This window comes from Pantoea sp. X-Soil-YNGN-844 (genome assembly GCF_059730595.1).
Map to the genome: position 1 here is coordinate 1,423,307 of NZ_AP036007.1, position 23,708 is coordinate 1,447,014.

Consider the following 23,708-nt stretch of genomic DNA (forward strand, 5'->3'; position numbering starts at 1 on the left):
TTCAGAGTGTGTGCGCTGAAAGAACGATTACTGGCATAAAAAAACCCCGCCTTAGCGGGGTTTTTTATGACGTGTGAACTTAAGCCTGTGGCTGAGTTACAACGTCTTTGATGCCTTTAACATCGATTTCTACACGACGGTCCGGAGACAGGCAATCGATCAGGGCATTACGGCCTTTCACGCTGTCACAGGTGTTGCCGGTAACTGGGTTAGATTTACCCATGCCACGTGCAGAGATCTTGTTAGAAGGGATACCTTTAGATACCAGGTAATCTACGACTGACTGAGCACGTTTCTCAGACAGTTTCTGGTTGTACTGCTCTGAACCGATGCGATCGGTGAAGCCCAGTACGACAACGGAACCATCTTTAGGATCCATTGAGCTCAGCTGGCTGTACAGCTGATCCAGAGCCTGCTGGCCTTCTGGCTTCAGGGTAGATTTGTTGAAGGTGAACAGAACGTCAGACTTCAGAGTGAAACGCTTGGTTTCAACAACTGGAGCTGGTGCTGGAGCCGGAGCTGGAGCCGGAGCAGCGACGTCATCCTGACCGAAGCGGTATGAAACGCCTACGCTCAGCATGCCGTTGTCTGGACGGGTACCAACGGTCTGTGCATCACCGATGTTGTTAACCCACTGGTAATCCAGACGGGTAGCCCAGTTTTTGGTCAGTGCATATTCAACACCAACTGCAGCCAGCGGAGATACGCCAGTGTCGTGGTCGCTGATGCGGCCAGTAGTTGGGTTAGTCTGCGTTGCATCTGCGCGCCATACCATGCCGCCCAGACGAGTGTACACGTCCAGATCGTCATAGATTGGGTAGCTCAGTTTAGCAGCCAGCTGAACGCCTTGTGCTTTGAATGCGCCGTTAGTTACAGTGCCTTTGTTAGGCATGCGGCCCAGCCAGTCATAGCCCAGCTCGAAGCCCAGGTATGGGTTTGCCTGATAACCAACGAACGCACCTGCGCCCAGCTGGCTTTCATGAGTTGGACCGTTGTTGTTCTCGTAACCGTTACCGTAGTAACCAGTGTCGTGATACTGAGACCAGCCCAGTTTAGCACCGGTGTACCAGGTGTCATCTTTCGGAGCGGCCTGCGCTACGGTAGCGAAGCCAGCCAGTGCCACTGCAATTGCGATAGCTGTCTTTTTCATTTTGCGCCTCGTTATCATCCAAATAGGCAATGAGCAAAAAGGTTGCTCTTGGTTTAAATCCTTCGCCGGGTCAAAACGCTCGCTTATGACTCTACCGCAAAAAACGGAGGTTATTGAGCACCCTGGCGAGATAAAGTCTACAACGAGATTGGAAACTTACAAGTATGATGTGAGGCGCTTCTGTAAAAAAACAGCGATTTATACACAATTTCTAACAATTAGCCTGGTAGTATTGTCGCGGCAAAAAGCCTTAAAAACCTGCTAAACCATTGTCACAGCTCGAACTAACAGAATCAGTGGTTTAGCGACGACAGATAAGAAAAATAGCTTGGGAAACTTCTGATTTTTACTTAATGAAACAAATCCGACTGAATTTTTATGGCACTTTGCGGTCTGAGAGGCGCTTCCGATGTCCCGCTTGCCCGCAAAATCAAACCCAGCGCTTCGCCTTCTGCCGCCGCATTTTCAAGTTGACGGCGCTCATCTTCGTCAAGGTCATAAGGAATCCATGCCAGAACGACACTGTAATTTCCAGTACGTAATGCCTTGACCATCGCTTCCACCGCATTCAGACGTTCAGAATCGGCGATATGCATACTTTTATCTAGCGGTAATCCCGACTCCTGCATCCAGGTGCGATTCAGTTTATGTGCCGGTGTTAACCACAACTGCCAGCGTGATTGCTGACTCAGCTGCTGTAATAATGGCAATAGCAGCATCTGCATCATACCGGGCTGCTCGCTGCAGCGTAACTCGGTAATTCCACCGCCCTGAGAGACCGGAACGGAAGAGGACGCGTAATGATGAGCATAGCGTGTATTATCAGGATGTTGTGTTCGCATAAGTTAATCACCAGCAGTTGACTGTATGAATATACAGTACTGTCATCCTGGATAAAGATCAACCCAAATTTCTGAAAACGCCTCGCAAAAACGCGACAAGATTAGTTGAAGCGTTATTTATTCATTGAACCGGCTGACACTTTTTTCTATCTTCTAATTGCCTGATACCCAAGGCAATTTAAGAAATATTTCTGACATGGAGGTGGTGCAATGAAAAAGGTGAATCCGGTCGTAGAGCGCTCCAGAGCGCGCCTGGCCCCATTGGGACCCATAGAGTCCCGCACCCAGTTTGGGGGGTATGCGCTGGCTGTCGAAAGCGTGGTTTTTGCCTTAATTAATAAAGACGAACTCTATCTGCGGGCCAGTGAACCGCTGCGCGAATACATTACCGATCGCCCGCTGCAACCCTTAATTTTTCGCAAACGGGGAAAACTGGTGAGCCTCAATTACTTTCGGGTTGATGAGGCATTATGGCGCGATTCTGATCATCTGCTGGCTCTCTCTGCTGCCTCTTTAGAGACGGCGCAGCTGGAGTTGCAGGACAGGCAAGCCTCTCCGCGGCTAAAAGATTTGCCTAATCTCAGCGTACGCATGGAGATGATGCTTTTTGAGGCGGGCGTAATGAGCGTCAATCATCTCTATCAGATAGGAGCCAAACAGTGCTGGCTGAAGCTAAAAGCGATCAACCAGCATGTGGGGTTTCAGACATTACTGGCGCTGCAGGGGGCTATTATGGGCCACCATGCGGCTGCGCTGCCGCAGGCAACCCGGGCGGAGCTGAATGCATGGTTCCAGCGCACGCTTTTATCAAACCCGGACCTCAGAAGCAGTGACAGCTAGTCAGTAATAAGCGTGCGGCGCAGGCGAGCCACATCGGGCATTAATGCCACCAGCAGACCGAGTTGCTGGAGCACCAGCGGCGCACGCGTATCTGCATCTGCAGCCAGCTGGCTGATTCGCTGAGCCAGTTGCTGGCGCATCGCTTCAACATGTTCATCGCTCACCACGTCCGTCTGGAGCACATCTTCGACATAGCAAACCGTATCATCCAGTAAGGTGAGCAGGTCCGGCGCAGTAATTTTATCGCGGTGAGCGCCCAGCGCGGAAATGTAGCTCAGAAATGAGTGATTGGAGCAGAGCAACTGAAAAGCTGACTCACGCAGCTTCTGGCTGGTGCGACTTTCACTGCTCATGTTTGAGACGACAGAGGCGAGCTCAGCATCCGCATTATGCGCATCACGGCGGGCGATACGATAGGCAAGCCGGTTATCTTTACCCTGGTGATATTGCTCCATGATCGCATCCAGATAGCGACAGTTCGCCTTCAGGGTTCGCTCTGCCACCGCTGGCAGTTGACGAAAGCGCCAGTCAGGCCAGATAAAGGCGACAGCCAGCCAGGCCAGACCACAACCGAGTAGGGTATCCACGACACGGGGCAAGGCGACTTCAAACCCTTCACCCAACAGGTTAAAGCAAAGCAGCACCAGCAGAGTGATAAACAGCGTAGCCTGCGCATACTGCACCTGCCTGAAAGCGAAGAACAGCACGCCGGTAATCACAATCAGGATTAACTGCCCTTCAATGGAGGGTACCAGCCATAAAACGGGTAAACCAATCGCAATCCCCGCCAGCGTTCCGCCGATGCGCAAGGCAAGACGTCGCTGCGTTGCGTTATAGTTGGGCTGGCAGACAAACAGGCTGGTCAGCAAAATCCAGTATCCCCGCTCGAGTCCGGTTATCTGAATGAAGCCGTATCCAATACATAGCACCACTGACATGCGAACCGCATGCCGGAACAGCGCCGACGCGGGAGAGAGATGACGGCTGAAGCGCAGCCGGATATCACTCCAGCCACTTAACCCTTCGCGCGACAACAAATTGTCACTGTGTTGTGGATCTTCCCCGGCCAGCGTCTGCTCTGATTCAATGGAAGCAAGCTGTGCATCAATGGCGCGCAGGTTACGCAACAGCCAGAACAGCGCGCGGGTATGCGGGGCCTCAGGCTCATGCTGTTCAAGCCGTTCAATCGCTTTCTGCAAACGTTCAAACGCGCGCTCAAAGCGGCTGTCATGTACCCATCTTTCACGCATCAGGATGCAATGAGCCAGCTGGCGACAGGCCTGTGCCTGCATATTCAGCAGGCGCTGAAAGCGAAACAGAATTTCGTTATAGCGCCAGTCGCCGCGCAGCAGGTGATATTGCAGATGAGAAGAGCTGGCGCGTTCATGGATATCCTGCGCTACAAAATAGTAGTGCAGACTGCGACGGGTGCCGCGCGATCCGCGATCGCCGCGCAGACGGCTCTGCAGCGTGGTTTTGGTCAGATTGAGCTGCGCCACTAACTGGCTGTTCACCATCGCTGCATCGATAAAAGCCGCATCATCCTGCTCGCCCGCATCGGGATCGAACAGATTCGCCTTGGCATCAAGGTAGCGCGCCAGTTGTGAAAAGCTTCCCGCCAGCTGTTCCTGGACCGGCCGGACCGGGAACATCAGATGACCCAGCAGGGTCAGCAGGTTGTACCACAGCGCACCGACCAGCAGCAGCATCGGCTGCATGTACCACTGGCTGAACAGCCCGATGCCGAGCATGGTATAGACCGCAATCAGCAGCGCACCAAAAGCGATAGTGGCGTAGCGCTGCCCCAGGGCACCCAGCAGAATAAAGCCCCAGGTCGAAATCGCCAGCCCGACAATAAAAGCGAACGGCCAGGGAAACAGCAGCTCTACGGAAACCGAGGCGAAGCAGAAGCAGAGCAGGGTAATCAGCAGATTCTTCAGACGACCGGCCAGGCGATCATCAAGATCGGCCAGCGCAGCCGCGACTACCCCCAGCGTCAGGGGGATCGTCCACTCAATCTGATGCAGCCACCAGGGAATGGCAGCGCAGCCACTCAGCGCAAACAGGATCCGCAGCAGATAGCGCCAGGTACTGTTAAACAGATATTTCCGCCAGCCTGGCACGGCATCTGACATCGTATTAATAGCGACGGGCATTGGCTTCGCGCGCAGCACGCGCCTCTTCCACTGACACCACCCGGCGTCCAACCGGCCAGAGCGCGATGGCGGCGATCTTAAAGTTCGCAATCCCCACCGGAATACCGATGATACTGATGCACTGCACAATCCCGACGGAGATATGCGAAAGGCAGAGCCACCAGCCGAAGAAAATCAGCCAGAAGATATTCAGGAAGGTCCCGCCGGTATTCATAATGTGGCTCTTACTTTCAGGGCGCAGCACATCAACATGTACCGCCTCGTTGCCAAATGGCAGCAGTGAAAGTTTGGTAATTTCCCAGCAGGAGCGGGTCAGCGGCAGGGTAAAAACCAGCACGATGCTGATTAAGGTGGCAAATAGCCAGCTCAGGGTGGTGAAAAAGCCGCCCAGGACAAAATTAAGAATATTTAAAACGGTGCGCATGATCTTCTTTTCCTTTTGCATTCCGCAAGATGTGACGCCAAGTTTAGCCTGTTTTAAGGCTGGAGCGCCAAGGGTCTGACAGGTAAACTCCCCCTAATCCTGTTATCTGACGTTGGTGTCGGCGTGGAACTGAAAGCAACCTCAATGGGCAAACGGCTTGCCCAGCATCCTTATAACCGTGTTCGTCTGCTTACAGCGGGTGTCGAAGTCAGTGGCGATAAGCATGAGTATCTGATCCCCTTTAACCAGTTACTGGATATTGCCTGCAAGCGCGGGCTGGTATGGGGCGAGCTGGAATTTTTGCTGGTCGATGAAAAAGTGGTCCGGCTGCACGGAACGGAATGGCAGGAGACGCAGCGCTTTCACCACTATCTGCTGCAGGCCTGGCAGAACTGGAGTCTGGAGATGAGTGCGGTGTGCCGAGAGGTACTCCAGTCACTGCGCGACGAAATCGAGACGTTTAGCGCGCAGGATCGCTGGCTGAATCGTCATGAGCTGCATGCGCTGAAGACAAAGATTCTCAAACAGTTCGACGCGTTACCGATGCCGCTCACCCGCTTAAACGATTTTCCTGACTGCCGCGATAATCTGGCATTTTGCCAGCGCTGGCTGGATCAGGGTGAGTCGGCATTGCGGCAGCGAAACCGCGACTGGACTGCCGCCATGCTGACCCGCTATCAGTCGTTCTTCGCCAGCGTCGAGAGCACACCACTCAATCATTCGCAGTGTGAGGCGGTGGTCAACGGTGAGGATTCTCTGCTGGTGCTGGCCGGTGCGGGCAGCGGTAAAACCTCTGTGCTGGTGGCCCGTGCAGGCTGGTTAATGGAGCGCAGACTGGCCAGCGCCGATCAAATTCTGTTGCTGGCGTTTGGCCGCCAGGCGGCTGAAGAGATGAATGCACGTATTCAGTCCCGGCTCTCTGCGGGTGACATCCAGGCACGGACTTTCCATTCTCTGGCTCTGCATATTATTCGTGAAGGCAGCAATAAGCAGCCGGTTATCAGTAAGCTCGAGAGCGATGCGGATGCGCGTCGTACGCTGCTACTCAGGGAGTGGCGGCAGCAGTGCCATGAGAAAAAGGCGATGGCAAACGGCTGGCGTCAGTGGCTCCGTGACGAACTGGAGTGGGAGGTATCGGAAGGGCCATTCTGGGAGGACGAGAGGCTGGCAAACCGGCTGGCGTCCCGACTGGAGCGCTGGCTTGGTCTGATGCGCATGCATGGCGGCGCACAGGCGGCCATGATCGCGGATGTGCCGGAAGAGATTCGGGATCACTTCAGTAAACGCATCAAACTGATGGCACCCCTGCTGAAAGCGTGGAAAAGCGCGCTGAAAGAGGAGGGCGCGGTCGATTTTTCGGGACTGATTCACCAGGCCATTGCGATTCTGGAAAAAGGACGTTTTATCAGTCCGTGGAAACACATTCTGGTGGATGAATTCCAGGATATCTCGCCTCAGCGTGCCGCATTGCTCAGCGCACTGCGCAAGCAAAATAAGCGCACTGCGCTGTTTGCGGTTGGCGATGACTGGCAGGCTATCTACCGCTTCAGCGGTGCAGAGATGACCCTGACCACCGCATTTCATCACTATTTTGGTGAGGGCGATCGGTGCGTGCTTGACACCACCTATCGCTTTAACGACCGCATTGGTGACATTGCTAACCGGTTTATCCAGCAGAACCCGCAGCAGCTGGCAAAACCGCTCAACAGCGTCACCAAAGGCAATAAAAAGTCGATTTCGCTGCTGGCGGAGGATCAGCTGGAAGCCCTGCTGAACAAACTCAGCGGTTATGCGAAGCCCGAAGAGCGCATTCTGCTACTGGCGCGCTATCACTATCTGCGACCGGAACTGCTCGATAAAGCCAGAACCCGCTGGCCGAAACTTAATCTGGAATTTATGACAATCCATGCCAGCAAAGGTCAGCAGGCGGATTACGTTATTCTGCTGGGATTGCAGCAGGGCAAAGAGGGCTTCCCGGCGGAAGTACGCGAGTCGATTATCGAACAGGGCCTGTTACCGCAGCCCGAAGCGTTTCCGGATGCGGAAGAGCGCCGTCTGGCCTATGTGGCGCTGACGCGCGCGCGTCAGCAGGTCTTTCTGATGTTTGATAAGGCCGCGCCGTCACCGTTTGTCGATCACTTCCGCGAACTGGGCGTACCCGTACTGCGTAAAGCCTGAGTTATTTCAGACGATCGGCCAGATAGCGCTGATAGTCGGGGATCATAATCTCCACGTTTTGCGCAAATAGTGGTGACTGAATAATAAAATCCGCTGTGGAGCGGTTCGTGGCGACCGGGATATTCCAGACGGTCGCCAGACGAAGCAGTGCTTTCACATCCGGATCGTGCGGCACGGCGTTGAGCGGATCCCAGAAAAAAATCAGCGCATCAATTTTTCCTTCCGAGATCAGCGCGCCGACCTGCTGATCGCCACCCATCGGGCCGCTCAGCATGGCTGTCACATTCAGACCGGTATGACGATTAATCAGATTTCCGGTGGTGCCGGTCGCATAGAGGATGTGTGGTTCAAGTGCGGGCTGGTTTTGTTTGACCCATTCAAGCAGGGCAGTTTTGCAGTGGTCATGGGCGACCAGCGCAATATGTTTTGTGGTGCCAAGGGTACGAAAAGTCTGTTCCATAAAAGCGTCCTGATAAGGCTCATGCGCAAGAAGAGAAAGCACGAGTTTACCTCTGGCCCTTTAATGCTATCAACTCGTACGCAGCATTTTGACCAGTGTCAGAAATTGCTGACGCGTAGCTTCATCGAAGCGGTGAAACCAGCGATGCAGCGAAGGCAGTTCGGCCTGGGTTGTCCAGTCCAGATCGGCGGTGAGGCGGGAAGAAGAGGGCGTAGCAGAAGCGGAATTTGCAAACCGGGGTACAGAGGCAATCTGATGGGTGCGATTGTAATTCAGCATCGCTTTTTCCATATCCGCTGTCGCGGTGGCCGGCAGGTGGTCACGCACGCTGGTGATCTCATTGCCTTTCTCATCCACCAGCTGAAAATTCAGACTGCGGTCAAAATGATAACGCTCACGTTTTGTCTCCAGCGCAGGCAACCGGATGGTGATGGTTTTGGCCACGGCAGTAAAGGTGACGATCATCGGCGCAGACTGATAAGCGATCACACTCTCTTTCTGCCCTTTGCGTTGCTGCTCTACCCGAAACAGAAACTGATGCTGACCGCGATCCAGCTCTAAGCTGTCTGCTCCTTTGAGGAGCGAGCCTGAAATTTTTCGACCATCCAGCACCAGCAGATCGATTTGGGGATCGAGCTTTAATGTGATGGCAGAACAGGACGCCGAAACAAGGAGTGTAAGTAACCCCGTTACGGCCAGCGACAGCTTCATTTCAACTCCGGTAAGTGGTGACGCAAAGGATGACGTGTAGCAAATTCTTACATTATGGCAGTTAATTTACATTTAAACATATTTATTCGTGCGCGGGTTCAATTAATTTCGTCAGGGACTTAACTATTGAAGCATGCGCCAAACTACACTCAACACTGACCTGAAAGGAGATAAAGATGAACGACCAGACAATTCGCGATGTGCTGACGCGTACCCAACGTATCGCCTTAGTGGGGGCAAGCGATCGTCCCGACCGTCCCAGTTATGGTGTGATGAAATATCTGCTCGATCAGGGCTATGAGGTGATCCCGGTCAGCCCGAAACTGGCCGGCCAAACCCTGCTGGGGCAGCAGGCTTACGCCAGCCTGGCGGAAGTACCGGGCGAGATTGATATGGTAGATGTCTTTCGCAATTCAGAAGCCGCTTGGGGCGTGGCGCAGGAAGCCATTGCCGCAGGGGCAAAAACATTGTGGCTGCAGCTGGGTGTGATTAATGAGCAGGCGGCGGTACTGGCACAGGATGCAGGCATGACGGTGATTATGGATCGCTGCCCGAAGATTGAGATTCCACGTCTGGGGATAACGCGTTAAAAATTTGCGTGGCGGCAGAGCGTGCCGCCACAGATTAATGCCGCAGATGAGGTGCCTGTAATTGCTGACGTACTGACGCCGCCAGCTCATCCATTGATGGCTGCTCAGGATGCTCAATGCTGGTTTCACCAGAAAGCTGAATTTCGGCAACATAGGTATGAACCTGATCGCCTTCCTCATCTTCCATCACCACATGATACCAGGGCGCGGTGCGCATCTTCTCTTCCGCGCCAACCTCTTCAATTTTAGGCTCATCTAACGAGTATTCAGGATCGACATCCACAATAACGCCCAGAACGCCGGACAAACGATGACGAACCTGCTGACCAATACCAAATTTACTGGCAATCATAGTGACCTCCGAAAAAAAGCTCTCTTTCCAATATGGGGGCAGGAGCTGATTTTTCAAGTCACATCACGCGGCAGGCGAAACCTTTCAGATAGAGACCTTCCGGATAGCTGGCGATGACCGGATGATCCGCTGCCTGCCGGAACTGCTCAATAAACTGCACTTCGCGGCCCGCATCCAGCGCCGCATCGGCGATGATCTTCTGGAACAGATCGGTCGCCATCAGACCGGAACAGGAGAACGTCAGGAGCACGCCGCCCGGGTTCAGTAGCTGAATAGCGAGCATGTTAATGTCTTTATAGCCGCGGCAGGCACCCATTAACTGGCTTTTGTTTTCGACAAACTTTGGCGGATCCATGATGATCAGATCAAATTTCTCACCGCTGTCACGATAACGGCGCAGCAGTTTGAAAACATCATCACGCTCAAAGCGGGCACGTGAGAGATCCAGCTCATTCAGTTCCACGTTCTGACGGGCAACGTCCAGCGCTTCCTGTGAGGTATCCACGCTGATCACTTCTCTACATCCGCCCATCAGTGCAGAAACCGCGAAACCGCCTGTATAAGAGAAGCAGTTAAGTACGCGGGCATCCTGCGCGTAACGACGTGTGGCAAGACGGCTGTCACGCTGATCGAGGTAATAGCCGGTTTTGTGGCCGCCCTGAATATCAACCAGCAGCTTCATGCCATGCTCAGTAATCGGCAGCAGCGGTGGGGGCAGTTCACCGGTGACGGTGCCCTGCGTCAGCTCCAGCCCCTCTTTCTTACGCACAGCGACGTCAGACCGGTCATAGATGGCACAGTCAGGGAAGCACTGTTGCAGGGCAGTGATGATCGCCGCGCGCTGATATTCCGCGCCTGCTGAGAGCAGCTGAAGCACTAAAAAGTTGCCAAAGCGATCGATGGTGACGCCCGGTAAACCATCTGATTCACCGGCGATCAGGCGATAGCTATCCAGACCATCGCGGGCCGCCAGCCATTTGCGCCACTGCTGCGCCTGTTCAAAACGGCGCACAAAGAAGGCGATATCGATGGATTCATCGGCCTGCCAGCTCCAGACGCGGGCGCGAATCTGCGACTCGGGTGAATAAGCGGCACGCGCCAGCCATTTACCGTTGCTGTCGCACACGTCGATGGTTTCACCCAGTTGCGCTTTACCTTCCAGACGTGCAACGGCACCTGAAAAGACCCATGGATGGCGACGAAGCAGGGACTTTTCACGTCCCTTTGCGAGAATCAATCTGACTGTCATAGTTTGCTATGCTTACCTGAAAAAATGAGGCGCCATTGTCCGGTGGATAACGGGAAATTGCAACGAACAGCAGCAGGAGAGAGTAATGTCAGCAGCCTGTTTTAAAGCATGGGTTCATGGCCGCGTCCAGGGCGTCGGGTTTCGTTACAGTACGCAGGTCGAAGCCAGAACCCTGGGCGTACTGGGCTACGCGCGAAATCTGGATGACGGCAGCGTTGAGGTGCTGGCCTGGGGCGAGGCTGAGCAGGTTGAAGCGCTGATTGCCTGGCTTAAAGCGGGCGGACCCCGCAGTGCGCGCGTGGATAAGGTGCTGGTGGAGCCACACCAGCCCGCAGAACCGCCCCGCGATTTTAAAACCGGTTAGTTACAGGCATTTCGCCGGTTTAGGCAGGCCGGCGATTTTCGTCGCCTGTTTAGCGGGTCCTTCCGGGAAGAGGCGAAACAGGTAGCGGCTGTTGCCTTTCTCTTCCCCATACTTCTGCGCCATTGCCTTTACCAGCATCCGTACGGCAGGTGAGGTGTTAAATTCCAGATAAAAGGCGCGTACGAAATGGACCACTTCCCAGTGTGCTTCAGTCATGGTAAGCCCTTCCTGTTCCGCGATGTGCGCCGCCAGCGCCTCACTCCAGTCGTCGATACTCTTCAGATAGCCTTCGGCATCGACGGCGATTTCGTTACCGTTAAAATTCACGTGACGTCCTCTCTATAAATGACGGCGCAGTTTAGCAAACCTGGCGGACAGTAAAAGCAAAAACCCCGCCGAAGCGGGGTTTCACAGGCTGACTGTCACTGCCGGTTAGTTGCTGCGGGCAAAACCCAGCAGGCTCAGCAGACTGACGAAGATGTTATAGAGCGAAACATAGAGGCTGACCGTCGCCCGAATGTAGTTGGTTTCGCCACCATGAATGATGTTGCTGGTTTCCCACAAAATGGCACCGGCAGAGAACAGAATGAACAGGGCGCTGATAGCCAGATGCAGCGCAGGCAGCTGCAGGAAGATATTCGCGACCACCGCCACCAGCAGCACCACAAAGCCAGCCATCATCATGCCGCCCAGGAAGGACATATCACGACGGGTCGTCAGCACGTAGGCAGAACAGCAGAAGAACACCAGCGCCGTACCGCCCAGTGCCAGCGCTATCACGTCGCCCATGCCTGCGGTCAGGAATGAACTCAGGATAGGACCCAGGCAATATCCCAGGAAGCCGGTAAACGCAAACGCGGCCAGAATACCCATCGGGCTGTTCGCCAGACGGTAGGTTAAAAACATTAAGCCATAAAAGCCGACCAGCATCAGGATCAGACCCGGCGCAGGCAGCGCCAGCAGGGTGCTGGCTGTCGCCGTCACCGCGGAAAAGGCCAGGGTCAGTCCCAGCAGAAAATAGGTATTACGCAGAACTCTATGCGTTGACAGCAGTGAGGACTGCGATGAGGTGACAATTCTTTCCATGTTGCGCTCCTTTAAGCAGAACACTAATCAACAGAACACTAAATATGTGCCGAGAATACGCAGGCCATTAAAGAGGGAAAAGGCGTTTTACCCTTCTTTACGCGCTATTCTGCTAATTGTTTGAGCAGAGTGGCGATTTTCACAGCGAAAAATCACAATCTGGCTGTTTTTCAGGCGAATAGACAGATAGACGCTTTACATCGCTAAACGGGATGTTTATAGTGCGCGTCATTGCGGAGGGGTGGCCGAGCGGCTTAAGGCAGCGGTCTTGAAAACCGCCGATGGGAAACCATCCGAGAGTTCGAATCTCTCCTCCTCCGCCACTTTATCTGCCACAGGCAATAAAGCGGTAAAATCAGTAAGTTTACCGACGCAGTACCGTTTCAAAACGGAGGGGTGGCCGAGCGGCTTAAGGCAGCGGTCTTGAAAACCGCCGATGGGAAACCATCCGAGAGTTCGAATCTCTCCTCCTCCGCCATATTTTACAGGCCAGCACATAGTGCTGGCCTGTTTCGTTTCTGCCATTCCGGTTTTTTCCTCCAGTCCGAAAAAAGCACGCTTCTTCCGATGACGCGCGGGTGCGCATTCATCTGCCCGATGCATCTCTGCTATAGTCCACTCACTGTTTTTGCAAACATCTGGCGCTTTTCTGAGGCGAGCTGAGTTACACTGTTAAATACATCGCTCTGAGGCGAGCTAATCGGTTGATAGCCAGAGTGTTTCTTTACTGAATGAATGGAATAGGCACAATGATCAAGAAACTGAGTCTTTGCGCATTGTCAGTGCTCGCTGCATTGCCGGTCGGAACGGTAGCATTTGCTGCTGATGGCAATATGCAGCTGCAACAGGTGCTGATGTTAAGCCGTCACAATCTGCGTGCGCCGCTGGCCGATAATGGCAGCGTGCTGGAGCAGTCGACCAAAAAGAGCTGGCCGCAGTGGGATGTTCCCGGCGGACAGCTGACCACCAAAGGTGGCGTGCTGGAAGTCTACATGGGTAACTATACCCGTCAGTGGCTGGCACAGCAGGGCCTGGTGAAGAACGGCAGCTGCCCTGACAGCAATAATGTCTTTGTTTACGCGAACAGCCTGCAGCGCACTGTCGCTACCGCGCAGTTCTTCGTCAATGGTGCCTTCCCTGGCTGTGACGTTGCCGTCACGCATCAGGATGAAATGGGCACCATGGATCCCGTATTCAATCCGGTCATCACCGATGACAGTGAAGCCTTCAATAAAAAAGCGCTGGCCGCCATGGCCGCCGCCAATGAGAAACTGTCACTGAAGCCCGCCTTCCAGCGTCTGGAAAAGATTGTCGACTACAAAGCGTCGCCTGCCTGTAACAATAAAAAGCAGTGCGACCTCAGCAGTGGTCAGAACACCTTCAGCGCTGAAAACGGTAAAGAGCCAACGGTCAGTGGCCCGCTGAAAGTGGGTAATTCGCTGATGGATGCCTTTACGCTGCAATATTACGAAGGTTTCCCGCTGGAGCAGGTTGCCTGGGGCCAGATCAAAACGCCTGAACAGTGGAAAGAGCTGTCAGCGATTAAAAATGGTTATCAGGACGCGCTGTTTACCAGCCCGGACGTTTCCCGTGAAGTGGCAGCACCGCTGGTGGATTACATCCGCAGTCAGTTAGTGGATCAGGACAAAGCCAACGCGCCGAAAATCACGCTGATGGTCGGCCATGACTCGAACATCGCTTCACTGCTGAGCGCGCTGCAGGTCAAGCCTTATGAGCTGCCTGACACCTATGAAAAAACGCCAATTGGCGGTCAGGTTGTTTTCGAACGCTGGCATGATGCGAAAAACGATAAAGACCTGCTCAAGGTGGAGTATGTCTATCAGACCGCCGATCAGCTGCGCAATGCGGATGTACTGAGTCTGAAGAATCCACCGAAGCGCGTGACGTTGCAGCTGGCGGGTTGTGAGGCCGATGCGAATGGCTATTGCAGCTGGGATCAGTTCTCTCAGGTGCTGAATGCTGCGCTGCAGGGTACACCGATGCAGCCTGCTGCGGCACCGCAACCGGCAGCTCAGGCTGACGATGACAGTGCGAAAGCCGCCGCGACGCAGGATGCTGCAGCCGATAAAGCTGAAGCGGACAAAGCGACCGCAGCCAAAGAGAAATCTGACGCAGATAAAGCTGCCGCTGAGAAGTCAGAGGCGGACAAAGCCGCAGCTGAAAAAGCGAAAGCGGAAAAAGCCGCAGCCGATAAAGCTGCTGCAGAAAAAGCAAAAGCGGATAAGGCTGCAGCTGAGAAAGCCGCGGCTGAAAAGGCAAAAGCTGACAAAGCAGCAGCAGAAGAAAAAGCCGCCGCTGAGAAAGCGAAAGCCGACAATGCAGCAGAATCAGCCAGTGACAATAAAGTCACGACTGACAAAGCTGACGCCGCGAACGCGCCTGCAACGGCGCACAATGACAATTCAACGTCAGCGGCCGCACAGTAATTGCGCTTTCCGGCCGATAATAAAAAACCCCGTCGCGACGGGGTTTTTTTATGGCTGCAGGACGATTAACCCGCCACGACCACCAGTTTCTGGTTAGCAAACTCTTTAATACCCAGATCAGAAAGCTCACGACCATAGCCTGAACGTTTCACACCACCAAACGGCAGCTCAGCAGAGGTATCGCTCTGGGAGTTGATAAACACCATGCCGGTTTCAATGGCGGAAGCCAGTTTCCGACCGCGTGCAATGTCGCGAGTCCAGACCGAGCCACCCAGACCATAGTGTGAGTCATTCGCCAGCGCCACAGCCGCCTGATCGTCACCCACAACATAAACCTGCGCCACCGGGCCGAAGAACTCCTGATAATAGGCAGGATTATCCGGGGTAATGCCGGTCAGAATGGTGGGCTGATAGAAGCAACCTTCACCTTCAACGGCTTTACCGCCTGTCACCAGTTTTGCGCCATTAGCCACCGCTTCATCTACCTGTTTCACCAGACGGTCGCGCGCGTCAGCGGAAGAGAGCGGGCCAAGCGTGGTTTTCTCATCGAGCGGATCGCCCAGCGTGGCGGAACTCAGCGCGGCGCTGAACTGGCTGATAAAGCGATCGGCAATCTTCTCATGCAGAATAAAACGTTTTGCGGCGGTACAGACCTGGCCGCAGTTGCTGAGACGCGCCTGCACGCCCTGTCGGACGGCTTCGTCAAGATCGGCATCGTCCAGCACCACAAACACGTCATTGCCGCCCAGTTCCAGCGTCGATTTCTTCAGATGCTTACCGGCCTGCTCAGCCACGGCGCTGCCTGCGCGCTCGGAACCAGTCAGAGCAACACCCTGAACCCGGTCGTCAGCAATCAGATCGGCGACCTGATCGGTTGAGATGAACAGGTTAGTCCATGCTCCTTCAGGCGCACCCGCTTCACGCACCAGCTTTTCAAAGACATCGGCACAGTGCGGCACGATATTGGCATGTTTCGCCAGCACCGGGTTACCCAGCGCCAGGTTAGGGGCCAGTACGCGCATCAGCTGATAGTAAGGGAAGTTCCACGGCTCGACGGCGACTAATACGCCAATCGGGTGATACTCAACCCAGGCTTCGCCCAGCTCGCTGGGATAGGACTGCGGCTGAAGAATACGTTCTGCATTCTCTGCGTAGTAGCGGGCAATCTGTGAACAGATTTTCACTTCGCCACGGCTCTGACTAATCAGTTTCCCCATCTCTTTACTGGCGATGGTGGCCAGTTCTTCCGCGCGGCTATCAATCAGGTCAGCCAGTTTTTTCAGTACCTGCAGACGTGGCTGGATCTCACCCTTGCTCCATGATGAATGAAACAGGCGATCGGCGACGTCCAGGGCATGGCTGACAGCGGCCTCATCATGCGACGGCCAGCTTTTCAGCAACTGGTTATTGGCGGGATTAATGCTTTGATAGGAAGACATAGCGTACTCCTTGGTGAGCTAAAAATGAGGGCGGGAAGGTCCCGCCCCTGAATCAGACGTTCTTACGTTCTACGGGCTTGTCATCCCAGGTCAGGAGATCTTTATCGGTTTTTTCAAAGGCACGAATCAGCACGTCATCGCTGCCTTGCTGACGCCAGATCTCTTCTGCCAGTCTCTCATCGTAATTCGCCACTTCGAAAATGGCCTCGGCAATTTCAGGGGAGGTATGACGCAGACTGGCCCATTCGCCAACGTGGTGTGCTTTCGATTGTTCAGTAGACATACTTTTCTCCTTTGTTTAAATCAGTCCTGCAGTTTCACTGTCAGTCCGGCAACATGTTCACCCTGGAAACGGGCAATATTCAGTTCCGCTTCTGTCGGCTGACGCGAACCATCGCCGCCCGCCAGCGTGGTCGCACCATAAGGCGTGCCACCGCGAACCTGAGAAATATCGAACAGCTCTTTGGTGCCGTAGCCGATAGGCACAATGACCATGCCGTGATGCGCCAGTGTGGTCCAGACCGAGGTAATGGTCTGTTCCTGACCGCCGCCGGTGCCGGTTGAGGTAAAGACGCTGGCAACCTTGCCAAACAGCGCGCCTGACGCCCAGAGACCGCCGGTGCGGTCCCAGAACGTCCGCATCTGTCCGGACATGTTGCCAAAGCGGGTCGGGGTGCCGACGATAATCGCGTCATACTGCGGCAGTATCTCAGGCGTCGCTTCTGCTGCCTGCTGATTGGTTTTGCCGCCCACCTGTGCAAAGCGATCGGCCTCCATCGTTTCTGGTACCCGCAGGATATCCACTTTCGCGCCGGGAACCCGACGAGCGCCTTCTGCAACCGCGTTCGCCATCGTTTCAATATGTCCGTACATCGAGTAATAAAGCACCAGAATCTTGGCCATAAATCTCTCCAGGTGGTTTTGACGTCCAGAAAAAGTATAGAAGAGCTTTCGTTTTACGCAGGCGATACGGAAACGAAGACGAACGAGTCGGGCAATAAATCCGCAGCTAATCGGTTGTAAGTCGGAAGAATGTTCGTTGTTTAATCAAATTGCTGGTGATTACTCTGTTGCTAAATGTGACTGTCGGGCGAGTAAAAGAAGAATCTGGCTATTATTTAAGCATGAGTTGAATTCTGGCTTTAGGCCGTCAGCTCTCTGCTATTTCATTCTTATTTATCGCACTACGCGACAGGAGCAAATCATGACAACACATCGTGGAGGTTCAGGAAATTTTGCTGAGAACCGTGAACGTGCCGCAGAAGCGGGACGTAAAGGGGGAAAAAACAGCGGCGGTAATTTCAAAAACGATCCGCAGCGCGCCGCGCGCGCCGGTGAGAAGGGCGGGCGCAGCAGTCCTAAAAAAGCGGACGCATAATCCCACTCTGCCGCCGGTTAAGGCCGGCGGTTAACGTCGTTGCTTTTCCCCCTCGCTCTCCCCACAATATCGTCCGGACACATCATCAGGTGAATTATGTCGGACACACCCCGCGGTTTAACCCTGCGCCTGACGCGGCAGGAGCTGGTATTACTTTTTATCACCATGATCTGGGGCGGCACCTTCCTGGTGGTGCATCGTGCGATGCAGCATTCCGGCCCGTTCTTCTTTGTCGGCCTCCGTTTCGCCACCGCCGCGCTGCTGCTGGCGCTCTTTTTTCGCCGTTATCTGGCCGGTATGACCTGGCTGGAAGTAAAAGCGGGCACGCTGATCGGCCTGTCGATTGCCGGAGGTTATGGTCTTCAGACCTGGGGCATGCAGACGATCTCCAGCAGCCAGTCTGCGTTTCTTACTGCGCTTTATGTTCCGGTGGTGCCGCTGCTGCAGTGGCTGTTTTTACGCCGTCCGCCGGGATTGATGTCGTGGCTGGGGATTGTGCTGGCGTTTACCGGCTTGTTGCTGGTGGCCGGGCCGCAGGATGGCCGTATCAGCCTGAATGCGGGTGAAATAGCGACGCTGCTCAGCACCCTGGCGATTGCCGCCGAGATCATCTTAATCAGCCGCTATGCCGGTCAGGTTGATGTACGCCGCGTGACGCTAATCCAGCTGGCGGTGGCGTCGCTGTGTGCCTTTGTGCTGATGATCCCCAATGGGGAAACGGTGCCTGTAATCTCAACGCCGCTGCTGCTCAGCGCGCTGGGGCTGGGCGCGGCCAGCGCACTGATTCAGGTCACCATGAACTGGGCGCAACGCAGCGTTTCGCCAACCCGCGCCACAGTGATTTATGCCGGGGAACCAGTCTGGGCGGGCGTGGTGGGGCGTATTGCCGGTGAGCGGCTGCCGGGGCTGGCGTTGCTGGGTGGGGCGCTGATCGTCTGTGGGGTGATCGTGAGTGAGCTGCGGCTGAAACGGAAAAAAGCGGTGCAGCCTGCTGCTACACCGCTGGAGTAATTAACCCTGCTGTCGCGCCAGCGGTTTGTCCTGCTGCGCGCTGCGACGGCGCAGAATGGCATTGAGGATAATCGCGCCAAAGGTGGCAGTACCGATCCCGCCCAGCGTGAAAGAGCCGATCTTCAGCGCGAAATCCCCTGCGCCGAGCACCAAAGTGGTGGCGACCATAATCAGATTACTGTTCTGACCTAAATCGACATGGTTCTGCACCCAGATGCGTGCGCCCGCCACCGCAATCAGCCCGAACACCACAATGGATGCGCCGCCAATCACCGGGGCCGGAATGGTGTGGATCAGCGCACCAAACTTCGGTGAGAAACCGGCGAGGATGGCGATGATGGCTGCAGCGACAAACGCCAGCGTGGAGTAGACCTTAGTCACGGCCATCACCCCAATATTCTCGGCATAGGTGGTTACGCCACTGCCGCCCATCGAGCCGGAAAGCATCGTGGCCAGTCCATCGCCCACAAAGGCACGTCCCATGTAAGGATCCAGGTTACGGCCGGTCATGCCCGCCACGGCTTTCAGATGTCCCAGATTTTCCGCCACCAGAATGATCGCCACTGGGGCGATCAGTACCATCGCCTGCAGATCAAAGGTCGGTGCAGTGGTGTGCGGCAGGCCAAACCAGGCTGCCTGTGACAGCAGGGTAAAATCGACCGGCTTGCCCAGTCCCAGAACATTGGTCAGCAGCGCATAGATCGCCCAGGCCAGAATCAGGCCGACCAGAATCAGCAGGCGCTGTACCATCCCGCGGGTAAACACGGCAACCAGACCGATACAGAGCACGGTCATCACCGCGACCCAGCTGTCAAATGAAGAGGCGGAGACGCTATGAACCGCAATCGGTGCCAGATTCAGCCCGATCGCCATCACCACCGCGCCGGTTACTACCGGCGGCATCAGATTTTCAATCCAGCGCGTGCCTGACTTCATGACCACCAGCCCAATCAGCGTGTAGAGCAGGCCGCAGGCGATCACGCCGCCCAGCGCCACGCTGAGGTTGGGATTCAGTCCCTGACCACTGAAGCCGGTCACCGCAATCACGACGCCAACAAAGGCGGCGCTCGACCCGAGATAGCTGGGCACGCGACCACCGGTGATAAAGAAGAACAGCAGGGTGCCAATACCCGAGACCAGAATCGCCAGATTGGGATCCAGCCCCATCAGCAGCGGCATCAGCACCGTTGCGCCAAACATCGCCACCGCATGCTGCAGTCCCAGCACCAGTGTCTGCCCCAGCGGCAGTGTCTCATCCGGGGCGATAATACCGTTTTCTGTCAGTGCCGACTTCTTTTGCCATTGCGGAAACCAGGATCGTGCCATCGTCTACTCCAGAGCGTGATGAATGCCGGTAAGTTTCAGGGAAGAGTTATCAGGCATCCTGCCGCAACAGGGGATGGTAGCCCCGGTCAAACCACATAAGGCCGTGGGTATCATCATTTCGCACTATGCCCACGACTTCGCAGAACAGGGTGTCATGCGTACCGACGCTGACAATCTGCGTAATGCGGCAGTCAAAGGAGGCAACCGCGCCGCTCAGTACCGGCGAGCCGGTCACGGCCGTCGACCACTCAGCGGCACTAAACCGCTCGGCCATGGATGTTTTCCCGCCGAACAGAGTAGAGAGCGCTTCGTGTCCCGCCGCCAGCGTATTGACGCAAAGCTGCATGTTGTCGCGAAACACCGGATAAACTGAGGCGGAGCGGTTAAGGCAGACCAGCAGCGTTGGCGGCGAATCGGTGACACTGCACACCGCAGAAGCGGTAAAGCCTGCACGTCCGGCCGGACCTTCCGTGGTGATGATGTTGACCGCCGCACCCAGCCGCGACATCGCATGACGAAATTCAGTTTTCTCAACGGCTGGGGTAAGGGTTTCCAGGCTCATAGTGTTCTCCACGAAAGGGTTATCCTGCGACGCGCTGCAGCGGCTGCACGTCATCAGTCTGATCCAGCCACTGCAGCAGCAGGGCATTAAATTTTTCGGGGTCGGTAACGCTCATGGCGTGGCCACCCCAGGCCATCATCTGTTCAGTAGCGTTCGGAAGCGCCCCGGCCAGCGACACTGAGCAGCTCCATGGCACCAGCAGATCGTCCTGGCTGGCGATGACCAGCACCGGTTGTGGAATGGCGGCAGCCCGTGCGCTGAAGTCAGCGCTCATCAGGGCGTGCAGTCGTCGCATCAGGTTTTCCATCCCCTGAAAATGCGTCACATGATGGCTATCTTCCTGCTCCAGCCGTATCTGATGCTCTGCCATCCACTCAGCAGGATAGAGAAACAACGGCTGAGCTCGGACGAAAGCCTCGACGCCGACATTGAGCAGCAGATCCTGCCGCACCTGAAAGCAGCGACGGGTATGCGGATGCAGCGTCAGCCAGCCGTTGATCACCACGATCCGTTCGATCCGATCCGGATAATCCAGCGCCAGCTGCATCCCCATCAGACCGCCCAGCGCGTGACCGATCACGCTGAAGCGCAGGATGCCGTGTTGCGCCAGCGCGTCGGCCAGCTCTGCCGCCATCATCGCCATGCTGTAGCCTTCCGGTAAGCTGTCCGCGCTGCGACCGGTGCCGCGCTGGTCATAGAGCACGACCCGATAGCGTGCCGTCAGCGCCGCCAGCTGTGGCTGCCAGAAACCCGCCACGCCGCCCAGACCGGAAGAGAGCACCAGCGTCGGTGCCTCAGGATTCTGAAGACCCAGAATATCCAGCTTCATCAGACCTCCGGCTTGCCGATATGCGCCACACTGGCGATTTCAATCAGCGCGTCAGGCTTGACCAGTCCGCACTGAATGCAGAAACGGGCAGGCTTTTCACCGGGGAAGTATTCGGCGTAAACCTGATTCACCGCGGCGTAATTCAACCAGTCGGTGATAAAGATCGAGTTAAATGTCACATCGGTCATCGTGCCACCGGCGGTCTCAATCACTTTTTTAATCGTTTCCAGCACGTGACGGGTCTGCGCGGCGGCATCACCCACATGAACCACGTTGTTATCACCATCAAACGGCAGCGTACCCGAGACATAGACCACGCCATCCGCCAGCGTGCCAGGGACAAACGGGGCGATGGGTGTGGTGGTGCCTGGCGGCACAATAATACTTTTCGGCATAGTGACGTCCTCTTCGTGGGTTAGCGGGCATTCAGGCTTTCGCAGAAGGTATCGACATCCGATACCCAGCCAAAAAAGGTTTCGATATTGAACAGCGCCGCCTGCTGAGCAAAGAGCGGGCCAGCCTGATAAGTGGCGTCTTCCAGCACCACGCCGAAGTACTCCAGAAAGAAGCCGTCACGCAGCGTCGATTCCACACAGACGTTGGTGGCGATGCCGGTGAAAATCAGATGACGGATCCCGCGACTGCGCAGCATGCTGTCGAGCGGGGTGTTATAGAAGCCGCTGTAACGTGATTTTGGCAGTACGATGTCACCGGCCTGTGGCACCAGCTCATCGACCAGCGCGTAATCCCAGCCGCCTTTCGACAGCAGCGAGCCCTGCAGTTCGGGCCGTTTACGCATGGTTTTCAGCGCATTCGATTTGTGGAAGTTGGGGGAACCGGCATCACCGGCTTCAACGTAGTCACTGTCCCAGCCATTCTGGAACCAGATGATCTGCACGCCGGCCGCACGCGCCGCCGTTACCGCCTGATGGATCTTTGCAATCACCGGCTTCGTCGCGGAAACATCGAAGCCCGCCAGGTCGAGGTAACCCCCTTCGGTGGCGTAGGCGTTCTGCATATCCACGACAATCAGCGCCGTCTGGCCTGGCGGAAAGGCGATCGGTTCTGGCCGCGCAGGCAGTTCAACCTGCGGAACATCCGGCGTGTGGGCACAATAAACGGTATTCATCATGCCACCTCCTGCTGCGCGTCGAGCAGGGCGCTGCGACAGGCCATCAGCGGCTGAATGTGCTGTCCGAAGTTCTCAATGCCTTCCAGGAAATCATCGAAGGTCAGCAGCACGCCGTGCGTGCCTTCGACCTGCGCCACTTCATCCAGCATCCGCGCTACATTGGCGTACGAACCTACCAGGGTGCCCATATTGATATTGACGGCGGAGGTCGGGTCCGCCATCTGACGCACATTGGTGTCGCTGCCTGATTTAGTGTCCTGCTGACTCTGGGTGGTGAGCCAGGAGAGCGCCTCTTCATCCGCACCGGCTTTGTAGTGTTCCCACTTAGCCCGTGCCTCTTCATCTGTTTCGGCTGCAATGATCATAAACAGCACATAGGAGCCGACATCACGGCCTGCTTTTTCTGCGGCCTGCTTCATGCGAATTGAAGTCGAACTGAACGCAGCAGGCGTATTCACCCCTTTGCCGAAGCAGAAGTTGTAATCGGCGTGCTGGGCGGAGAAGGCCATACCGGCATCGCTCTGTCCGGCGCAGATCACCTTCATCGCACGCTGCGGCTGGGGACTGACGCGGCAGTCATTCATCGTGAAGAACTCACCTTTGAAGTCCGATTTTCCGGTGCCCCACAGGTCGCGCAGCACGGTAACGTACTCGGTCAGATAAGAATAACGACTGCCGAAGTATTCATCGCCTGGCCACATTCCCATCTGTTCATATTCTGGTTTCTGCCAGCCGGTCACCAGATTAACGCCGAAACGACCGCCTGAAATGGAATCAATCGTGGATGCCATGCGCGCCACAATCGCCGGAGGCAGCGTCAGGGTGGCCGCGGTGGCGTAGATTTCGATGCGTGAGGTGACGGCCGCCAGGCCCGCCATCAGGGTGAATGACTCCAGGTTATGATCCCAGAACTCTGTTTTTCCGCCGAAGCCGCGCAGTTTGATCATCGAGAGCGCAAAGTCGAAGTGGTAATGCTCTGCTTTCAGCACGATGGCTTTGTTCAGTTCAAAGGTCGGCATGTATTGCGGCGCGTTGGACGAAATCAGCCAGCCATTGTTACCAATTGGAATAAAGACGCCTATTTTCATGTGAAACCTCGTTGCGATGGGGGAAGGTGTTTCACGCGCTGCACTGCATCCTGCTACGTCCGTATAAGCTGCGCTCAGTCACAATTTTGCAAAT

At 55.4% G+C, this 23,708-nt stretch carries 26 protein-coding genes and 2 tRNA genes; 9 read left to right on the top strand and 19 right to left on the bottom strand.

The genetic code is table 11. The annotated features are described in order from the left end of the window. Nucleotides 1-79: 79 nt before the first annotated feature. Together ompA and sulA are read right to left on the bottom strand one after the other, a co-directional pair. A complete protein-coding gene (gene ompA / locus AC6I8C_RS06450; protein ID WP_013357354.1) occupies nt 80-1,150 on the bottom strand; it encodes a porin OmpA in 1,071 nt (356 codons plus the stop codon). A gap of 350 nt (nt 1,151-1,500) precedes the next feature. Beyond that, entirely contained in the window at nt 1,501-1,992 is a 492-nt protein-coding gene (sulA, locus tag AC6I8C_RS06455; protein ID WP_497821936.1) for an SOS-induced cell division inhibitor SulA, read from the bottom strand. Nucleotides 1,993-2,202: 210 nt separating this feature from the next. On the opposite strand from sulA, the gene AC6I8C_RS06460 reads away from it, so the two are divergent. Continuing rightward, on the top strand, nt 2,203-2,832 hold the full coding sequence (locus AC6I8C_RS06460; RefSeq protein WP_497821937.1) for a TfoX/Sxy family DNA transformation protein: 630 nt from the start codon (nt 2,203-2,205) through the stop codon (nt 2,830-2,832). Here the strand turns inward: AC6I8C_RS06460 and yccS are convergent. Beyond that, nucleotides 2,829-4,988 (bottom strand): YccS family putative transporter, encoded by a 2,160-nt coding sequence (gene yccS / locus AC6I8C_RS06465; RefSeq protein ID WP_497821938.1) that lies wholly within the window; start codon nt 4,986-4,988, stop codon nt 2,829-2,831. The two genes, AC6I8C_RS06460 and yccS, sit on opposite strands and share 4 nt — an antisense overlap. Next, nucleotides 4,972-5,412: a YccF domain-containing protein gene (locus AC6I8C_RS06470; RefSeq protein ID WP_013357358.1), complete on the bottom strand. Its 441-nt coding sequence runs from the start codon at nt 5,410-5,412 to the stop codon at nt 4,972-4,974. Before AC6I8C_RS06470 ends, yccS begins: the two co-directional genes overlap by 17 nt. Before the next feature lie 123 nt (nt 5,413-5,535). On the opposite strand from AC6I8C_RS06470, the gene helD reads away from it, so the two are divergent. After that, nucleotides 5,536-7,590, top strand: coding sequence for a DNA helicase IV (gene helD / locus AC6I8C_RS06475; RefSeq protein WP_497821939.1), 2,055 nt, complete (start codon nt 5,536-5,538; stop codon nt 7,588-7,590). Nucleotide 7,591: 1 nt separating this feature from the next. On the opposite strand, the gene mgsA is transcribed toward helD, so the two are convergent. Together mgsA and AC6I8C_RS06485 are read right to left on the bottom strand one after the other, a co-directional pair. Beyond that, the gene (gene mgsA, locus AC6I8C_RS06480; protein ID WP_033732183.1) at nt 7,592-8,050 is read right to left on the bottom strand and encodes a methylglyoxal synthase; all 459 of its coding nucleotides are present in this window, start codon (nt 8,048-8,050) and stop codon (nt 7,592-7,594) included. 69 nt (nt 8,051-8,119) lie between these two features. Then, entirely contained in the window at nt 8,120-8,761 is a 642-nt protein-coding gene (locus tag AC6I8C_RS06485) for a YccT family protein (protein WP_033782547.1), read from the bottom strand. Nucleotides 8,762-8,937: 176 nt separating this feature from the next. Here AC6I8C_RS06485 and AC6I8C_RS06490 point away from each other — a divergent pair, with 176 nt between their 5' ends. After that, nucleotides 8,938-9,351: a CoA-binding protein gene (locus AC6I8C_RS06490; protein ID WP_033732185.1), complete on the top strand. Its 414-nt coding sequence runs from the start codon at nt 8,938-8,940 to the stop codon at nt 9,349-9,351. A 34-nt stretch (nt 9,352-9,385) separates the two neighbouring features. Here AC6I8C_RS06490 and hspQ read toward each other — a convergent pair whose 3' ends face one another. Together hspQ and rlmI are read right to left on the bottom strand one after the other, a co-directional pair. Continuing rightward, nucleotides 9,386-9,703, bottom strand: a complete 318-nt coding sequence (gene hspQ / locus AC6I8C_RS06495; RefSeq protein ID WP_013357363.1) for a heat shock protein HspQ — start codon at nt 9,701-9,703, stop codon at nt 9,386-9,388. A 58-nt stretch (nt 9,704-9,761) separates the two neighbouring features. After that, entirely contained in the window at nt 9,762-10,952 is a 1,191-nt protein-coding gene (gene rlmI, locus AC6I8C_RS06500; protein ID WP_266307146.1) for a 23S rRNA (cytosine(1962)-C(5))-methyltransferase RlmI, read from the bottom strand. 85 nt (nt 10,953-11,037) lie between these two features. Between rlmI and yccX the strand changes: the two genes are divergently transcribed. Further along, on the top strand, nt 11,038-11,316 hold the full coding sequence (yccX, locus tag AC6I8C_RS06505; protein WP_497821940.1) for an acylphosphatase: 279 nt from the start codon (nt 11,038-11,040) through the stop codon (nt 11,314-11,316). On the opposite strand, the gene tusE is transcribed toward yccX, so the two are convergent. Both tusE and yccA read right to left on the bottom strand, forming a co-directional pair. Next, nucleotides 11,317-11,643 (bottom strand): sulfurtransferase TusE, encoded by a 327-nt coding sequence (tusE, locus tag AC6I8C_RS06510; RefSeq protein WP_033732189.1) that lies wholly within the window; start codon nt 11,641-11,643, stop codon nt 11,317-11,319. Nucleotides 11,644-11,748: 105 nt separating this feature from the next. Continuing rightward, nucleotides 11,749-12,402 carry an FtsH protease modulator YccA gene (yccA, locus tag AC6I8C_RS06515; protein WP_003850014.1) on the bottom strand — a complete coding sequence of 218 codons (654 nt, stop codon included), beginning with the start codon at nt 12,400-12,402 and terminating at the stop codon, nt 11,749-11,751. Nucleotides 12,403-12,637: 235 nt separating this feature from the next. Here yccA and AC6I8C_RS06520 point away from each other — a divergent pair. The 3 genes from AC6I8C_RS06520 to agp all read left to right on the top strand — a co-directional run bounded on the left by AC6I8C_RS06520 (nt 12,638) and on the right by agp (nt 14,849). Then, a tRNA-Ser gene (locus AC6I8C_RS06520) sits at nt 12,638-12,725 on the top strand. A 67-nt stretch (nt 12,726-12,792) separates the two neighbouring features. Next, nucleotides 12,793-12,880: transfer RNA gene (locus AC6I8C_RS06525), tRNA-Ser, on the top strand. Nucleotides 12,881-13,151: 271 nt separating this feature from the next. Continuing rightward, a complete protein-coding gene (agp, locus tag AC6I8C_RS06530) occupies nt 13,152-14,849 on the top strand; it encodes a bifunctional glucose-1-phosphatase/inositol phosphatase (protein ID WP_497821941.1) in 1,698 nt (565 codons plus the stop codon). A gap of 65 nt (nt 14,850-14,914) precedes the next feature. Here the strand turns inward: agp and AC6I8C_RS06535 are convergent, their stop codons facing one another. Genes AC6I8C_RS06535 through wrbA form a run of 3 tightly spaced genes read right to left on the bottom strand, consistent with a single transcriptional unit; the run spans nt 14,915 to nt 17,191 of the window. Further along, nucleotides 14,915-16,288 carry an NAD-dependent succinate-semialdehyde dehydrogenase gene (locus tag AC6I8C_RS06535; protein WP_497821942.1) on the bottom strand — a complete coding sequence of 458 codons (1,374 nt, stop codon included), beginning with the start codon at nt 16,286-16,288 and terminating at the stop codon, nt 14,915-14,917. Between the two features lie 52 nt (nt 16,289-16,340). Continuing rightward, nucleotides 16,341-16,571: a YccJ family protein gene (locus tag AC6I8C_RS06540; protein ID WP_003850006.1), complete on the bottom strand. Its 231-nt coding sequence runs from the start codon at nt 16,569-16,571 to the stop codon at nt 16,341-16,343. Nucleotides 16,572-16,591: 20 nt separating this feature from the next. After that, on the bottom strand, nt 16,592-17,191 hold the full coding sequence (wrbA, locus tag AC6I8C_RS06545; protein ID WP_497821943.1) for an NAD(P)H:quinone oxidoreductase: 600 nt from the start codon (nt 17,189-17,191) through the stop codon (nt 16,592-16,594). Nucleotides 17,192-17,492: 301 nt separating this feature from the next. On the opposite strand from wrbA, the gene AC6I8C_RS06550 reads away from it, so the two are divergent. Together AC6I8C_RS06550 and AC6I8C_RS06555 are read left to right on the top strand one after the other, a co-directional pair. Beyond that, entirely contained in the window at nt 17,493-17,666 is a 174-nt protein-coding gene (locus AC6I8C_RS06550; RefSeq protein WP_013357370.1) for a con-10 family general stress protein, read from the top strand. Nucleotides 17,667-17,762: 96 nt separating this feature from the next. Further along, entirely contained in the window at nt 17,763-18,677 is a 915-nt protein-coding gene (locus AC6I8C_RS06555; protein ID WP_497821944.1) for a DMT family transporter, read from the top strand. Here AC6I8C_RS06555 and rutG read toward each other — a convergent pair whose 3' ends face one another. From rutG to rutA, 6 genes are read right to left on the bottom strand one after another with little or no spacing between them, the layout of a single operon-like run. After that, nucleotides 18,678-20,003, bottom strand: coding sequence for a pyrimidine utilization transport protein G (gene rutG, locus AC6I8C_RS06560; RefSeq protein ID WP_013357372.1), 1,326 nt, complete (start codon nt 20,001-20,003; stop codon nt 18,678-18,680). It lies immediately after the preceding gene. A 49-nt stretch (nt 20,004-20,052) separates the two neighbouring features. Beyond that, the gene (gene rutF, locus AC6I8C_RS06565; protein ID WP_266307139.1) at nt 20,053-20,565 is read right to left on the bottom strand and encodes an NADH-dependent FMN reductase RutF; all 513 of its coding nucleotides are present in this window, start codon (nt 20,563-20,565) and stop codon (nt 20,053-20,055) included. Between the two features lie 19 nt (nt 20,566-20,584). Then, nucleotides 20,585-21,394: a pyrimidine utilization protein D gene (gene rutD, locus AC6I8C_RS06570; RefSeq protein ID WP_497821945.1), complete on the bottom strand. Its 810-nt coding sequence runs from the start codon at nt 21,392-21,394 to the stop codon at nt 20,585-20,587. Beyond that, nucleotides 21,394-21,789, bottom strand: a complete 396-nt coding sequence (rutC, locus tag AC6I8C_RS06575) for a pyrimidine utilization protein C (RefSeq protein WP_497821946.1) — start codon at nt 21,787-21,789, stop codon at nt 21,394-21,396. Before rutC ends, rutD begins: the two co-directional genes overlap by 1 nt. Nucleotides 21,790-21,809: 20 nt before the next feature. Next, nucleotides 21,810-22,523: a pyrimidine utilization protein B gene (rutB, locus tag AC6I8C_RS06580; protein ID WP_497823314.1), complete on the bottom strand. Its 714-nt coding sequence runs from the start codon at nt 22,521-22,523 to the stop codon at nt 21,810-21,812. After that, nucleotides 22,523-23,614: a pyrimidine utilization protein A gene (gene rutA / locus AC6I8C_RS06585; RefSeq protein WP_135909439.1), complete on the bottom strand. Its 1,092-nt coding sequence runs from the start codon at nt 23,612-23,614 to the stop codon at nt 22,523-22,525. Before rutA ends, rutB begins: the two co-directional genes overlap by 1 nt. Nucleotides 23,615-23,708 lie beyond the last annotated feature (94 nt).

Coding starts and splice junctions, on each gene's coding strand:
- AC6I8C_RS06555 (WP_497821944.1), top strand. CDS start 17,763: ATGTCGGACACACCCCGCGGTTTAACCCTGCGCCTGACGCGGCAGGAG.
- wrbA (WP_497821943.1), bottom strand. CDS start 17,191: ATGGCCAAGATTCTGGTGCTTTATTACTCGATGTACGGACATATTGAA.
- rutF (WP_266307139.1), bottom strand. CDS start 20,565: ATGAGCCTGGAAACCCTTACCCCAGCCGTTGAGAAAACTGAATTTCGT.
- yccS (WP_497821938.1), bottom strand. CDS start 4,988: ATGCCCGTCGCTATTAATACGATGTCAGATGCCGTGCCAGGCTGGCGG.
- sulA (WP_497821936.1), bottom strand. CDS start 1,992: ATGCGAACACAACATCCTGATAATACACGCTATGCTCATCATTACGCG.
- rutD (WP_497821945.1), bottom strand. CDS start 21,394: ATGAAGCTGGATATTCTGGGTCTTCAGAATCCTGAGGCACCGACGCTG.
- AC6I8C_RS06470 (WP_013357358.1), bottom strand. CDS start 5,412: ATGCGCACCGTTTTAAATATTCTTAATTTTGTCCTGGGCGGCTTTTTC.
- rlmI (WP_266307146.1), bottom strand. CDS start 10,952: ATGACAGTCAGATTGATTCTCGCAAAGGGACGTGAAAAGTCCCTGCTT.
- agp (WP_497821941.1), top strand. CDS start 13,152: ATGATCAAGAAACTGAGTCTTTGCGCATTGTCAGTGCTCGCTGCATTG.
- AC6I8C_RS06535 (WP_497821942.1), bottom strand. CDS start 16,288: ATGTCTTCCTATCAAAGCATTAATCCCGCCAATAACCAGTTGCTGAAA.
- rutB (WP_497823314.1), bottom strand. CDS start 22,523: ATGAATACCGTTTATTGTGCCCACACGCCGGATGTTCCGCAGGTTGAA.
- ompA (WP_013357354.1), bottom strand. CDS start 1,150: ATGAAAAAGACAGCTATCGCAATTGCAGTGGCACTGGCTGGCTTCGCT.
- rutC (WP_497821946.1), bottom strand. CDS start 21,789: ATGCCGAAAAGTATTATTGTGCCGCCAGGCACCACCACACCCATCGCC.
- yccA (WP_003850014.1), bottom strand. CDS start 12,402: ATGGAAAGAATTGTCACCTCATCGCAGTCCTCACTGCTGTCAACGCAT.
- AC6I8C_RS06460 (WP_497821937.1), top strand. CDS start 2,203: ATGAAAAAGGTGAATCCGGTCGTAGAGCGCTCCAGAGCGCGCCTGGCC.
- AC6I8C_RS06550 (WP_013357370.1), top strand. CDS start 17,493: ATGACAACACATCGTGGAGGTTCAGGAAATTTTGCTGAGAACCGTGAA.
- rutG (WP_013357372.1), bottom strand. CDS start 20,003: ATGGCACGATCCTGGTTTCCGCAATGGCAAAAGAAGTCGGCACTGACA.
- yccX (WP_497821940.1), top strand. CDS start 11,038: ATGTCAGCAGCCTGTTTTAAAGCATGGGTTCATGGCCGCGTCCAGGGC.
- mgsA (WP_033732183.1), bottom strand. CDS start 8,050: ATGGAACAGACTTTTCGTACCCTTGGCACCACAAAACATATTGCGCTG.
- hspQ (WP_013357363.1), bottom strand. CDS start 9,703: ATGATTGCCAGTAAATTTGGTATTGGTCAGCAGGTTCGTCATCGTTTG.
- AC6I8C_RS06490 (WP_033732185.1), top strand. CDS start 8,938: ATGAACGACCAGACAATTCGCGATGTGCTGACGCGTACCCAACGTATC.
- rutA (WP_135909439.1), bottom strand. CDS start 23,614: ATGAAAATAGGCGTCTTTATTCCAATTGGTAACAATGGCTGGCTGATT.
- AC6I8C_RS06485 (WP_033782547.1), bottom strand. CDS start 8,761: ATGAAGCTGTCGCTGGCCGTAACGGGGTTACTTACACTCCTTGTTTCG.
- AC6I8C_RS06540 (WP_003850006.1), bottom strand. CDS start 16,571: ATGTCTACTGAACAATCGAAAGCACACCACGTTGGCGAATGGGCCAGT.